This is a genomic window from uncultured Winogradskyella sp. (assembly GCF_947496485.1).
Classification (GTDB): domain Bacteria; phylum Bacteroidota; class Bacteroidia; order Flavobacteriales; family Flavobacteriaceae; genus Winogradskyella.
The window spans coordinates 586653-599531 of sequence record NZ_CANMCZ010000001.1 but is presented as its reverse complement, the minus strand read 5'-3'; the positions used below and the strand labels follow the sequence as shown (position 1 = coordinate 599531).

Sequence of the window (12879 nt, the reverse complement as noted above, 5' to 3'; positions counted from 1 at the left end):
TCATTTTATGAAGCAGTTTTTTTCTAGATTTAAAAAGAATTAGTCTTCTTTCTTATCTTCTCTAGGCTTACGATCGTCTCTACGATTATCACGTCCACGATTATCTCTACCTCTGTTATCGCGACCACGATTGTTATTATCTCTTGGTGGTCTTGCTACATAACCTTCTGGTTTTGGTAAAATTGCTTTACGAGAAACTTTCTCTTTACGTGTTCTAGAATCTACTCCGAAGTACTTTACATCAAAAACATCTCCCATGTTTACAACATCAGATACATTTTCAGTACGTTCCCAAGCTAATTCACTTACATGTAATAAAACTTCGTTTCCTGGTGCTTCTGTATATTCTACAACAGCTCCAAAATCTAACATTTTAATTACTTTTACTTCGTAAACGCTTCCTACTTCAGGCTTAAATAATAAAGAATCAATTTTTGCCATTACAGCATCAATACCTTTTTTACCAACACCTAAAATTTCAACAATACCTTCTTCAGTTACAGGATCTTCATTGATTACGATAGTAGTTTCAGTTTCTTTTTGCATTTCCTGAATCACTTTTCCACCAGGTCCAATTAAGGCTCCAATAAATTCGTTAGGAATGCGTCTTGTGATCATAGTAGGAGCATGATCTTTTACATCTGCATTTGGTGTTGCAATAGTATCAGTCAATTTCTCTAGGATATGTAAACGACCATCACGAGCTTGTTTTAGTGCATTCACCAAAATCTCGTATGATAATCCTTTTACTTTAATATCCATTTGGCAAGCCGTAATACCATCAGCAGTACCAGTTACTTTAAAATCCATATCTCCTAGGTGATCTTCATCACCTAAGATATCAGATAATACAGCGTATTTTCCAGAATCAGCATCAGAAATTAATCCCATGGCAATACCAGAAACTGGTTTTTTCATTTGTACACCAGCATCCATTAATGCCATAGTACCAGAACATACTGTCGCCATAGAAGACGAACCGTTAGATTCTAAAACTTCAGATACTATACGCACTGTGTAAGGACAATCTTCAGGAATCATTCCTTTTAAAGCCCGTTGCGCTAAATTACCATGTCCAACTTCTCTACGAGATGTTCCACGGATAGGTCTTGCCTCACCAGTACAAAATGGAGGGAAATTATAATGTAAATAGAAACGCTCTTCACCTTCTTGAGATGGCATATCTATTTGGTTAGCATCTCTAGATGTTCCTAAAGTTACAGTTGCTAAAGCTTGAGTTTCTCCACGCGTAAAGATTGAAGAGCCATGTGTTGATGGTAAGTAATCTACTTCACACCAAATTGGTCTAATCTCAGTAGTCTTACGACCATCTAAACGTAAACCTTCATTTAGGGTTAAATCTCTAATTGCAGCTTTTTCAGCTTTGCGGTAATATTTAGAAACTAAATCACCAAAATCTTCTAATTCTTCTTCAGAAAACGTGGCTTTTATTTCTTCCTTTATTTCTTCAAAAGCAGCACTTCTTTCATGTTTAGCAGATCCAGCTTTTGCAATAGCATACACTTTATCGTAAGCCATATCGTGAATTTTCTTTGCTAAATCTTCATCTTCTCTTTCTCCTTCATATTCACGAACTTGTTTCTTTCCGAATGCTTCAGCTAATCTCACTTGAGCAGCACATTGTACTTTAATAGCTTCGTGTGCAAACTTAATTGCATCTGCCATTTCTTCTTCAGAAATTTCATCCATTTCACCTTCTACCATCATTACTGAATCGGCAGAAGCACCAATCATCATATCTAAATCAGATTCTTCTAATTGCGAAAGTGTTGGGTTGATTATGAACTCTCCATTAATACGACCAACTCTTGCTTCAGATATTGGACATTCAAATGGAAAATCTGATAATTGAATCGCAGCAGAAGCTGCTAATCCTGCCATAGCATCTGGCATAACCTCTGGATCATGAGACATTAATTGAATCATCACCTGAGTTTCAGAATGGTAATCTTTTGGGAATAATGGACGTAAAACTCTGTCCACTAAACGCATTGTTAATACTTCACCATCACTTGGTCTTGCTTCTCTTTTAAAGAAACCTCCTGGGTAACGACCAGCAGCAGCAAATTTTTCCCTGTAATCTACCGTAAGTGGTAAAAAGTCTACTGGACTTTGTCTATAATTGGAAACTACTGTACATAATAACATACATTTTCCTGATTGCACAACAACGCTTCCATGCGCTTGTTTTGCCAATTTTCCGGTTTCGATAGAAATTTCTCTACCATCACCTAGGTCAATGACCTCTCTAAATGTCTTTGGAATCATAAATTTTTTTAATTCTAATTAAACAATGGTCGTTGTGTTGTTGTGTAGTAGTTGTATGACCAATGAAAAACTATTAATTCTGAACTTATATCAGAATCTGCTTATTCATAATTCGAATTTTAGACGCTTTCGATTGCGTTATATAAAATAAAAAACCACGCTAAAAAACGTGGTCTTTTTATTGAGATTATTTTCTTAATCCTAATTCTTTTACTATGGCACGATATCTTAAGATATCTTTCTTAGTTAAGTAGTCTAATAAAGCTCTACGCTTACCTACTAATTTTACTAATGAACGCTCAGTGTTATAATCTTTACGATTTCTTTTTAAGTGTTCTGTTAAGTGATTAATTCTTGCAGTAAATAATGCTATCTGTCCTTCAGCAGAACCAGTATCTTTTGCATCTTTACCATGTTTTTTGAAAAGTTTTTCTTTTCCTTTTGAGTCTAAATACATGCTAATATTATTGTAAATGATTGTTATGTACACGAAAGCCTTTCTTTCGAGCGGCAAATATAGTGTTTTTTTGTGATTTGCGATTTTTTTCGTAACTTTTTGATGTTGAATGAGATAAAAAATAATTCTTATTCAACCAACCCTATACGAATTTAATAGCTATCACTAATTAATCCTGTTAAATTGTATGTATGAAAGTAACGAAACCGCAACGTAACTTCTTTAACGCCTATGACGTTCTAGAACGAATTTTTAACAATACTTACAACGGTATAGCTATTGTAAATTTAGATGGTGATTGGCTGAAAGTAAATGAAAGTGTCTGCGAAATTTTTGGTTACTCAAGGTGGGAGCTTTTTAATATGGATATTAATAATATCATTTTTATTGAAGATCTCGGTGTTCATGAACAAAAATATGAAAAGCTTATCAGCGGCGAGATTGATAAATATCGTGTTAAACAAAGGTATTTTCATAAAGATGGTTCTATAATTTGGGTTTTAATTTATGTTTCTTTAGTCTATTTTAAAGAGGACAGACCTCATATGATTTGGCAATTTTCTGATGTTACCAATAGACAAAAGAACCAAGACAAATTGAAAGCTATGCTTAGTGTTGCTCAGGAGCAAAATGAAAGATTGACATCTTTTGCTGATATAGTAACCCATAATTTGAGATCTCATTCAGGTAATTTATCTTCACTTACAGAGTTTTTAGAAGAAGATTTTTCTAATCTCAACACAAATGAAAACTTTCAACTTTTAAAAAAAGCTATTGAAAACTTACAAGAAACGGTTTCGCATTTAACGCAAGTTGCTAAAATCAAAGAAATTGAAGATTCTAAAATGGAAATCCTTAATTTATATGATTATGTAGAAAAAGCTACATACAACATTATCGCAATGGCTCAGAATGCAGAGGCTACAATATATAACGAAATTGATGAAAATATTTCTGTTAAAGCAATCCCAGCTTATCTTGATAGTATTATTCTTAACTTTCTTACCAATGCCATTAAGTATAAATCTGAAAAAAGAATACCCATTATAGAGTTGACTTCTCGTATTGAGGATGACTTTGTAGTACTTAAAATAAAAGATAACGGTTTGGGAATAGATTTAGACAAGTTTGGAGATAAGCTTTTTGAGATCTACAAAACATTTCACTCTAATGCAGATGCCATTGGTATTGGACTTTTTATAACAAAAAACCATATTGAATCTTTAGGCGGCAGAGTCGAGGTTTCGAGTCAAGTAGATGTAGGTACAGAGTTTTCAATTTATTTTAAAAAAGGATAATTTTTTTCTTCATGATTAAACCTTTTGTAGATACAGTGGTCTTAACACTATATTAACATTAAAAAAAGTAATCATGAAAAGTTTTAATTCATTTAAAAGTGCAGTTTTAAGCCTTTTGGTTTTAGGTTTAATCTTTACATCTTGTAGTGAGGATAACACTACAGAAACAGAGAATCAGCTCGAAGACACACAAGAAGTACAGCGTTCTGCTGAGATTGACGAGATTGACAATGTTTTAGGAGAACTAGTTATTGAAGCCTACGAGGAAGAAGAATCTAATTTGGCGAATCGAAGCGCTCAAAGCCGAGATATTCCAGATTGTGTTACAATTACAGTTGTTGCCGAGCAAGGTTACAGACAAGTTACTATAGATTTTGGTGCTGATGGTTGTATTGTACGTGGCCACTTACTGAAAGGACAAATCGTATTCGATTACACAAGAGATCCTGAAGCGCAGCAAATTATGATTAACTATAATTTGATAGATTTTTATTTTGACGCTAAAAATATTATTGCCAGTCGTTCTATTCTTAAAGAACTATCTAACGAAAATGGTAATCCGCAATTTACACATAGCTTAGATATTACTGTAATATGGCCAAACGGTGTGCAAGCTTCTAGAGAAGGTACGAGAATTAGAGAATGGATTGAAGGTTTTGGTAGTGGTATTTTTAGTGATAATGTTTTTGAAATTACAGGTAACTGGACAGCTACTTTTGTAAATGGAAATACACATACCTATGAAGTTATTATACCCTTACGTAGAGAAGTAATTTGCACTTATTTTGTTAGTGGAACTTTTGATGTACAACGCACTAACTTTGGAGGTTTATTTGATTTTGGAGATGGTGATTGTGATAACCAAGCAACATTTACTTTTAATAATGGCACAGAAATACCGATAACTTTAAATTAGTTATTAGTTTTGGTTGATTGGAGTGATAAGCGAGCCAAAAGGCTCGCTTTTTTATTATTAATCATCAAAATCGTCAATACCTACAGTGATGTTCATCCTAATAATAACATCAAAACTTACTGATGTGTCACTAAGCTGTCCAGTAATTAAAGTATTAATTGAAGTACTATTTTCAAAATTGTAAGCTATATTGTTTAAAAGATATCTATCAACTATATGATTTTCCGTATTAAGATTATTTTGAATAACTAAATCGTCAATTTCAATAGATATTCCTCCAATTATTATAACGGCATCAGTTAGGGTAGTTTGAGAATCACCATTATAATTAGTGATTTCATAGGAAAGCTTATTTAACCTAGCTTCAATTATAAAATCTTGATTTTCTTCTATCGTATCATTGATACTGATATCTAAAGGAGCGTAGCTAGCGAAGCGCTGATCTTCATCTAAAAAACTTGTAGAAGTTATATTGACAATTGCAGAAAAATCGTCAGTTATAGGCGTTAGAGTAATACCATCATCTTGCTTACAAGAAATAAGATTTAGACAACATATTACAGTAATAACAATAAGGCTATAACGTCTCATTTTTAAAAGCTTTATGAAACTCTAAGAGGTTGATTTTTTATTAAATCAATATATAGATTAATCTTGTTTTTTAAATCTTTACGATGTGTTATAAAATCTAGGAAACCATGTTCTAATAAAAATTCTGAGGTTTGAAAACCCTCAGGTAATTCTTTGCCAGTAGTGTCTCTAACCACGCGTGGCCCAGCGAAACCAATTAAAGCTCCAGGTTCAGCAATATTAATATCTCCTAACATCGCAAACGATGCTGTTGTACCACCTGTAGTTGGATCAGTACAAAGTGATATGTATGGTATTTTAGCATCTGCTAATTGTGCTAATTTTGCTGAAGTTTTAGCTAATTGCATTAAGGATAAGGCAGCTTCCATCATACGTGCTCCACCAGATTTACTGATAATCATAAATGGTGTTTTCTTTTTTAAAGCATAGTCCGCAGCTCTCGCAATTTTTTCGCCTACAACACTTCCCATAGAACCACCAATAAAGGCAAAATCCATACATGCAATTACTAAGTCTTGTCCATTGGATTTACCCACTGCTGTCCTTACCGCATCTTTGAGGTGCGTTTTTGTTTGTGCTGCTTTTAATCGGTCTGGATATTTTTTTGTGTCTTCAAACTTTAATGGATCTTTAGAAGACAAATTAGCATCTAACTCTTTAAATTTATTGTCGTCAAATAGAATTTCAAAATACTCTGCACTTCCAATTCTTACATGGTATCCATCTTCTGGACTTACGTAAAAATTTTGTTCGAGTTCTTTAGTATCTATTATTTTTCCTGTAGGAGATTTATACCAAAGACCTTTAGGAGTGTCTTTTTTTTCCTCAGTAGAGGTTTGAATGCCTTTATCTTTTCTTTTAAACCAAGCCATATTGATTTACAGTTTTAAATTCACGATTTAAGATATAAAAATCTTTAACCGGAGGTTTTAGTTAGTTGTTAGGGTGCAAATGTAAAACATATAAAATTACTACTTTATTATTAAACCCAAAAATGTATAATAGGTTTAGAAAGCAAAATTTTAGGACAAATAAAAACCCATTAAAACTCTGATTTTGAGTTGTAATGGGTTTTATTAATTCGAATACTTTTTATAAAGTGTCAACATTATTTAAATCTTCAAAAGCCTTCTTAAGTCTCTCAACAAAGGCATCTTCACCTTTACGTAACCAAACGCGCGGATCATAATATTTTTTGTTAGGGACATCATCACCATCAGGATTGCCAATTTGAGTTTGTAAGTAGTCTTTTTTGTCTTGTATATAATCTCTAACACCGCTTAAAAAAGCCCATTGCATATCAGTATCAATATTCATTTTAATAACACCGTAGCTAATACCTTCTCTTATTTCTTCTAATGTTGAACCTGATCCTCCATGAAATACGAAATCTATATGATTATGCCCAACACCGTATTTTTCAGTGATATGATCTTGAGAGTTTTTTAAGATTTTTGGAGTTAATTTCACATTACCGGGTCTGTATACACCATGGACATTACCAAAGGCTGCAGCTATAGTAAATTGGTCACTCACTTTACTTAACTCTTCATAAGCATAAGCAACTTCTTCTGGTTGAGTGTATAACTTTGAAGCGTCAACATCACTATTATCTACACCATCTTCCTCACCACCTGTAATACCAAGTTCAATTTCTAAAGTCATACCCATTTTACTCATACGAGCTAAATATTGCTTACAAATCTCTATGTTCTCTTCGATTGGTTCTTCAGATAAATCAATCATGTGCGAACTGTAAAGAGGTTTTCCTGTTTCTTTAAAATGTTGTTCACTAGCATCTAATAAACCATCTATCCAAGGTAATAATTTCTTGGCACAGTGGTCTGTATGTAAAATAACAGGTACTCCGTAAGCTTCTGCCATTTGGTGCACATGTTTTGCACCAGCAACAGAACCTGCAATAGCAGCTTTCTGATTTTCATTACTTAAGCCTTTTCCAGCATTAAATTGTGCACCACCATTTGAAAATTGAATTATCACTGGTGCATTTAATGCTTTTGCAGTTTCTAAAACACCATTTATAGTGTTAGATCCAATAACATTTACAGCTGGTAAGGCAAAACCTTTCTCTTTTGCTAATTTGAAAATATTTTGTACTTCTCTTCCTGTTGCAACTCCAGGTTTGATATTATGACTCATAATTTTTTTGGATTGAAAAATTTAGATATCAAAAATACGTAAATTTTGAGTATTTATGAAGGTCGACTTGTTATAAAATAACGAAAACGATATAGCTGAAACTTAAGAAAAATTGAATTAAAAAGGATAATTAATTCCAATATTAAAAACTGCATTTCTGAAGTTATATTGTTTAAACCAACGGTTACCTTCACTTTGTGATGGATCGTAAGTTTTAAAGCCTGTATCAAAACGTAATACAAAAAAATCGAAGTCATAGCGTATACCAAAACCAGAGCCAACAGCTATGTCTTTTAATGAGCTAAAATTAGTAAAGGTTGCATCTTCATCCTCTACATTATCTAGTACATTCCAAATGTTACCTGCATCAATAAATAATGCACCATACCATTGTCCAAATAGATTAAAACGTTGTTCTGCACTAAAGTGAATTTTAAAGTTTGCCTCATTAAATTCGTTAGTGGTTTTAGAACTTCCAGGACCAAGGTTATATGCTGTCCAAGCTCTATTATCATTAGGTCCACCAGCAAAGAAACTCTTGGCAAAAGGAATACTGTTAGAGTTGCCATAAGGGATAGCTATACCAGCATAAGATCTGAAAGCAAAAACGTTCTTTCTTCCTAAATCAAAATATTTTACATAATCGATTTCGGTTTTAAAATATTGTGAAAATGCCACGCCAAAAACTTCATAATTACCATTTTCGTTTTTAGAAGCTCCAGTGAGTCTTGATAGGTTAGATAGTAAATTACCAGCCAATTCTACTCGCCATTTAAAAACTGAAAAATCATTATCGAATATATTCTGCCTCCTGTCTTTCTTATAGTCAAAACTTGTAGAGAAAATAAGGTTGTTTTCTGTGAGTCGGTCTTTACGCTCTTTTATATTATTTACAGTGGCAAAATCAGCAGCACCAGGCATTAGACTAGTCTGTTCAGTCAAAACATCATCAATAAACTGGTCTGCCGGAGAAAAATCATTTTGTACAAGAGGATTCTCTAAAGTTTCATCACCTCCTATATAACCAATATCTTGAGCTATAGTATTTAATCTGCCAAATGAGTTTGTATAAACTCCGAAATAATTACTAGTATTAAGGTTTTTTACAAACTGTACATTAAAAAGATCTAAATTATTAGTTACTGTTTTTGAAGGAAACCAATTGTAACTTAGCACACCAGACAAGGTCTGTTTGTCTAATCCAATATTTTGTTGACTAGTTGCGGAGAGATTTATCACTGTGCTTGGTGACATATATTTGGGTATGACCTTATCTGTATTAAAAGGTGTGAATAAACGCGGAATAGTTAGTCTGATATTTCCTCCAAACTCGTTAATATCGAAAAACCTTTCATCATCGGTACTATTATCATCTGATGCACCAATTGCCGCAATACCACTGATCTCTAACGTTTCTGCACCTCTAAAGACATTACGTATTTTTAATCCGGCACTGAATGAAAATCCAATGGTTTGAATATTACTTTGAGTTATTTCAGGGTCAAAACTTAACTGATATTTTTTTTTGGGCTCTAAATAGATGTTTGCTGTTAAGGTAGTGTCTTGTTCATTTTCAACATAATCGATACTGGGATATCTAAACATCTGTAAATCATTTAGATAGCGCGAAGTCCTGCTTCTGGCTAAATCACTATAAGTGTCTCCTTTATTAATAAATACAGCGTCAGTTATCGCTTTTGGTCTAAATCGTAATTTCTCCTTACTATATAGGTTATAATCTTTGTAAATTGTAGTATCTGAGATGGTCTTAAACCGGTTGTCAAAATTGTCGTCTGTAAAAATATTGACCTCTTTAATCTTATAGATTTTAAACGGTACTGTAGTAGTAGAATCGTCACCTCTAATGGTACGGTTGGCAATAAATAATTCTGTATTTACCTTGTGATTTGTTTTTATAGTATCTGTTACGAAACTTATATAATCTTGTCCAAAATAATAAAAACCCGCATTACGTAAGTAGGTGTTTATGCGTACCCGTTCGTTTTCATAATTTAGTTCGTCATATTGCTCACCTTTTTTTAGTAATGATGCTTTGCTGAATTTATCGTAGAGTGTATCAATTGCAAGACTACTTATAATTGGGGTAACAGAATCTAATTTGTAAGGTTTGTTTTTTGTAACCTTATATGTTACTTGAGCACGTTTGTTACTATCTCTTTTTACTTCGTATGCTACCTGATTGTTAAACCATCCTTTGCTGTAATAGTATTTTCTTAGGTTATTAGTTGTTTTAATGGTTTTATCTTCATTAAGAATAGTTGGAGCTTCACCTGTGCGCTTTAACCAATTGTTGAAATTTTTTCTGGTTTGTATCTCTTTATCAAATTGCTTTTTTGAGAGTAATTTAGTTTTCCATTTTACTTTAGAAGAATCGCTTAGAACTTTAGCTTCAAGAATTGAGTCAATATTCGGTCGAGCTAAATTGTAAATTCCTAGTTTAAGAGGTAGTTTAATACCTAAAAAACCATTCATGCCAGTATTCACTTTTTGAATTACGATATTGTTGATGCGTTCTTCATTATTTATTTTTCCGTCTTCAATAATTGTGTTTTCAGTAATGAGATGCTCATTGTTTTTAACACGTTTTACAACATTACAAGAACTAATAGATAGAACAAATACAGCCAATACCAAAACAATACAAAGTGATTTGTAGTTTTTACCTAAGCAAGAATTACGATTTGACAATTTCAAAAGCTGTATTGTATTTTGATAATGTTTGTACGAAACAAAAATAATACCATTTATGTCTTTAAATATTAGTACTTAAATAAAATTAGAAAAATAATAAGGGTAAAAAGGTTTACTTTGTATTTTACAAACAAATGTAAAGAGATTTTAATGTTATCAAAGAATCAAATAAAGTTAATTAAAAGTTTAAGTCAAAAAAAGAATAGACAGCAATTAGGCTTGTTTACTGTTGAAGGCATAAAAGGAATTAATGAGTTTCTAAATTCAGACTTTCAGTTAGAAAATCTCTATACTACAAAACGAATTTTTGACATAGTAAATCACCAAGTCACTGAGATTTCTGAAATAGAACTTAAAAAGATATCAACGCTCAAAAATCCTAATACGGCTTTAGCTGTTTTTAAAACTCCAAAGTCAATATCACTAAAAAATGAAGGCTTAATTATAGCACTAGATGACGTAAGAGATCCAGGTAATTTAGGGACTATTATTCGTCTCTGTGATTGGTATGGAGTTAAAGATTTAGTTTGTAGCACCAATACTGTAGATTGCTATAACTCTAAAGTAGTACAAGCTACAATGGGCTCGCTAGCTCGTGTAAATGTTACATATTTAGATTTAGAGGATTATTTAGAATCTAGTAAAGCCAATATTTTTGGAGCTTTCATGGATGGTGAAAATATTTATAATTCTAGTTTGCCAAGTGAAGGTATTGTAATATTAGGGAATGAAGCTAATGGAATTTCTGAAGCGATTTCATCTAAAGTTGAAAGGAGAATAACAATTCCACAATTTGGAAAAAAACAGTCTACTGAAAGTTTAAATGTGGCTAATGCCACAGGAATCATTTTAAGCGAATTTAGGCGACGAACTATTACTGAAATGTAAAGTTGATAAAAACACCTCTAGTTTGCATTTTTGCAATATTACCTGTCCATGGACTATTTGGGTCATTATCTCTAATAATCTCATCATTTATAGCGAAAATTCCTCGAATAGATGGTGTAAACTTAAAATGGAGTAAATAAAAGTCTATACCAAAACCAATTTCGTAGAAATATGTGTTTTTAGTCATTCTAAACTCTCCAGAACTATTGTCATTTGGATTGTCTTCATTACTAGAAAGATTAATCGCAGCTGAAACACCTCCGACAACAAATGGTTTGAAATTATTAATGCGCTTAGTTGACATTTTTAACAATAATGGTACATGTATGTATGTCGATTTTACTTCTCTCAATAAATCAGAGTCATTAAATTCCATACCAGCAAAGTAACTTTCTTTATAACGTAGATTTCTCGTAGTAAAAAATACACCAGGTTCAAGTCTCAAATTCAAATAATTATTAATTCGTAAGTCACCGACAAGTCCTAAGTGAAATCCAAACGTGTCGTCATCCACCAAAATGTCTTCCATATCCTCATTATAATTAAACTTGAAGTCATAACTATTTAAACCAAGAAAATAACCCCAAGACAATAGCTCTTCATCCTTTGGGTCTGGATTATTAGTTACTTTTTCTTTGGTAAATAATTGAGCGGATGCATTTTGAAATACTAAAAAAAATGCTAAAAAGATTAAGATTCTCTTCATGTTATGCTTTAGATGCTGTGTAAATTGTTGCCACACCCATGGTTTGTGGTTTGTCTTCGACATTAATAAACCCAATTTTTCTCAAAATATTGTTTAAAGCTTCACCATATGGGAAAACAGAAGCCGATTCACTAAGATAGCTATATGCAACTTTATCTTTTGAAAAAAGCTTGCCGATAACTGGTAGAATAAGTTTTGTGTGTATCTTATATCCTGCTTTATAGATTGGGTTGGTTGGAACAGAAGTTTCTAAAATCACAAAAACACCATTGGGTTTTAAGACTCTTAATATTTCAGCTAATCCTTTCTCTAAATTTTCAAAGTTACGAACTCCAAATGCAACAGTAATAGCGTCAAAGGTGTTGTCTTTAAAAGGTAAATCTTCAGAATCACCAATTACCATAGATATAATACCATCTAATTTTTTAGTTCTAATTTTCTGTCTTCCTACTTCTAACATTCCATCACTAATGTCTAAACCAATAATTTCTTTGGCATTGGTCGAAGTTAGATTAATGGCTAAGTCACCAGTTCCTGTAGCAATATCCAGAATATTTTCTGGCTGTTTTTCAGAAACAATTTTAACAACTTTATTTCTCCACTTTACATCAATACCAAAAGAAATGATACGGTTTAAGCCATCATATTCTTTAGAAATGGTATCAAACATTTTGGTCACCTGAATCTTTTTGGATTGGTCACTGTCTTTGTAAGGATTTACTTTTTCAGCCATTAAAAATTTTTGGCAAATATACGGATTAGTTATAAGTACTTGAAGTTGTAAATATTTAAAGTTAAGACTAGGAAAGTTATTATTATATAAAGAAATAATTAGTTGATATTAATATGAAGTATGTAAATG

Annotated in this window: 11 protein-coding genes; 3 read left to right on the top strand and 8 right to left on the bottom strand. The window is 32.4% G+C overall.

The annotated features are described in order from the left end of the window. Positions 1-39: 39 nt before the first annotated feature. Both Q0822_RS02505 and rpsO read right to left on the bottom strand, forming a co-directional pair. The gene (locus Q0822_RS02505) at positions 40-2289 is read right to left on the bottom strand and encodes a polyribonucleotide nucleotidyltransferase (RefSeq protein ID WP_299119730.1); all 2250 of its coding nucleotides are present in this window, start codon (positions 2287-2289) and stop codon (positions 40-42) included. Between the two features lie 187 nt (positions 2290-2476). Beyond that, entirely contained in the window at positions 2477-2746 is a 270-nt protein-coding gene (gene rpsO / locus Q0822_RS02500; RefSeq protein ID WP_299119728.1) for a 30S ribosomal protein S15, read from the bottom strand. A gap of 191 nt (positions 2747-2937) precedes the next feature. Here rpsO and Q0822_RS02495 point away from each other — a divergent pair, with 191 nt between their 5' ends. Together Q0822_RS02495 and Q0822_RS02490 are read left to right on the top strand one after the other, a co-directional pair. Then, positions 2938-4044, top strand: a complete 1107-nt coding sequence (locus Q0822_RS02495; protein ID WP_299119726.1) for a sensor histidine kinase — start codon at positions 2938-2940, stop codon at positions 4042-4044. A 73-nt stretch (positions 4045-4117) separates the two neighbouring features. Then, the gene (locus Q0822_RS02490) at positions 4118-4960 is read left to right on the top strand and encodes a hypothetical protein (RefSeq protein ID WP_299119723.1); all 843 of its coding nucleotides are present in this window, start codon (positions 4118-4120) and stop codon (positions 4958-4960) included. A 57-nt stretch (positions 4961-5017) separates the two neighbouring features. Here Q0822_RS02490 and Q0822_RS02485 read toward each other — a convergent pair whose 3' ends face one another. The 4 genes from Q0822_RS02485 to Q0822_RS02470 all read right to left on the bottom strand — a co-directional run bounded on the left by Q0822_RS02485 (position 5018) and on the right by Q0822_RS02470 (position 10426). Next, positions 5018-5551 carry a hypothetical protein gene (locus Q0822_RS02485; RefSeq protein WP_299119720.1) on the bottom strand — a complete coding sequence of 178 codons (534 nt, stop codon included), beginning with the start codon at positions 5549-5551 and terminating at the stop codon, positions 5018-5020. Positions 5552-5562: 11 nt separating this feature from the next. Next, positions 5563-6423, bottom strand: coding sequence for an acetyl-CoA carboxylase, carboxyltransferase subunit beta (gene accD / locus Q0822_RS02480; RefSeq protein ID WP_299119717.1), 861 nt, complete (start codon positions 6421-6423; stop codon positions 5563-5565). A gap of 220 nt (positions 6424-6643) precedes the next feature. Then, complete coding sequence (fbaA, locus tag Q0822_RS02475) at positions 6644-7711, bottom strand: class II fructose-bisphosphate aldolase (RefSeq protein WP_299119715.1); 1068 nt, start codon at positions 7709-7711, stop codon at positions 6644-6646. 117 nt (positions 7712-7828) lie between these two features. Beyond that, on the bottom strand, positions 7829-10426 hold the full coding sequence (locus Q0822_RS02470) for a BamA/TamA family outer membrane protein (RefSeq protein WP_299119714.1): 2598 nt from the start codon (positions 10424-10426) through the stop codon (positions 7829-7831). A gap of 147 nt (positions 10427-10573) precedes the next feature. On the opposite strand from Q0822_RS02470, the gene Q0822_RS02465 reads away from it, so the two are divergent. After that, complete coding sequence (locus tag Q0822_RS02465) at positions 10574-11311, top strand: RNA methyltransferase (protein ID WP_299119712.1); 738 nt, start codon at positions 10574-10576, stop codon at positions 11309-11311. On the opposite strand, the gene Q0822_RS02460 is transcribed toward Q0822_RS02465, so the two are convergent. Both Q0822_RS02460 and ubiE read right to left on the bottom strand, forming a co-directional pair. After that, positions 11298-12017 carry a porin family protein gene (locus Q0822_RS02460; protein ID WP_299119710.1) on the bottom strand — a complete coding sequence of 240 codons (720 nt, stop codon included), beginning with the start codon at positions 12015-12017 and terminating at the stop codon, positions 11298-11300. The two genes, Q0822_RS02465 and Q0822_RS02460, sit on opposite strands and share 14 nt — an antisense overlap. Position 12018: 1 nt before the next feature. Continuing rightward, positions 12019-12750, bottom strand: coding sequence for a bifunctional demethylmenaquinone methyltransferase/2-methoxy-6-polyprenyl-1,4-benzoquinol methylase UbiE (gene ubiE, locus Q0822_RS02455; protein ID WP_299119708.1), 732 nt, complete (start codon positions 12748-12750; stop codon positions 12019-12021). Between the last annotated feature and the right edge of the window lie 129 nt (positions 12751-12879).

What these genes read in the sequence shown, in the direction of transcription:
- fbaA (WP_299119715.1), bottom strand. Translation starts at nt 7,711, where the DNA reads ATGAGTCATAATATCAAACCTGGAGTTGCAACAGGAAGAGAAGTACAA.
- Q0822_RS02465 (WP_299119712.1), top strand. Translation starts at nt 10,574, where the DNA reads ATGTTATCAAAGAATCAAATAAAGTTAATTAAAAGTTTAAGTCAAAAA.
- Q0822_RS02460 (WP_299119710.1), bottom strand. Translation starts at nt 12,017, where the DNA reads ATGAAGAGAATCTTAATCTTTTTAGCATTTTTTTTAGTATTTCAAAAT.
- accD (WP_299119717.1), bottom strand. Translation starts at nt 6,423, where the DNA reads ATGGCTTGGTTTAAAAGAAAAGATAAAGGCATTCAAACCTCTACTGAG.
- ubiE (WP_299119708.1), bottom strand. Translation starts at nt 12,750, where the DNA reads ATGGCTGAAAAAGTAAATCCTTACAAAGACAGTGACCAATCCAAAAAG.
- Q0822_RS02485 (WP_299119720.1), bottom strand. Translation starts at nt 5,551, where the DNA reads ATGAGACGTTATAGCCTTATTGTTATTACTGTAATATGTTGTCTAAAT.
- Q0822_RS02490 (WP_299119723.1), top strand. Translation starts at nt 4,118, where the DNA reads ATGAAAAGTTTTAATTCATTTAAAAGTGCAGTTTTAAGCCTTTTGGTT.
- Q0822_RS02495 (WP_299119726.1), top strand. Translation starts at nt 2,938, where the DNA reads ATGAAAGTAACGAAACCGCAACGTAACTTCTTTAACGCCTATGACGTT.
- rpsO (WP_299119728.1), bottom strand. Translation starts at nt 2,746, where the DNA reads ATGTATTTAGACTCAAAAGGAAAAGAAAAACTTTTCAAAAAACATGGT.
- Q0822_RS02505 (WP_299119730.1), bottom strand. Translation starts at nt 2,289, where the DNA reads ATGATTCCAAAGACATTTAGAGAGGTCATTGACCTAGGTGATGGTAGA.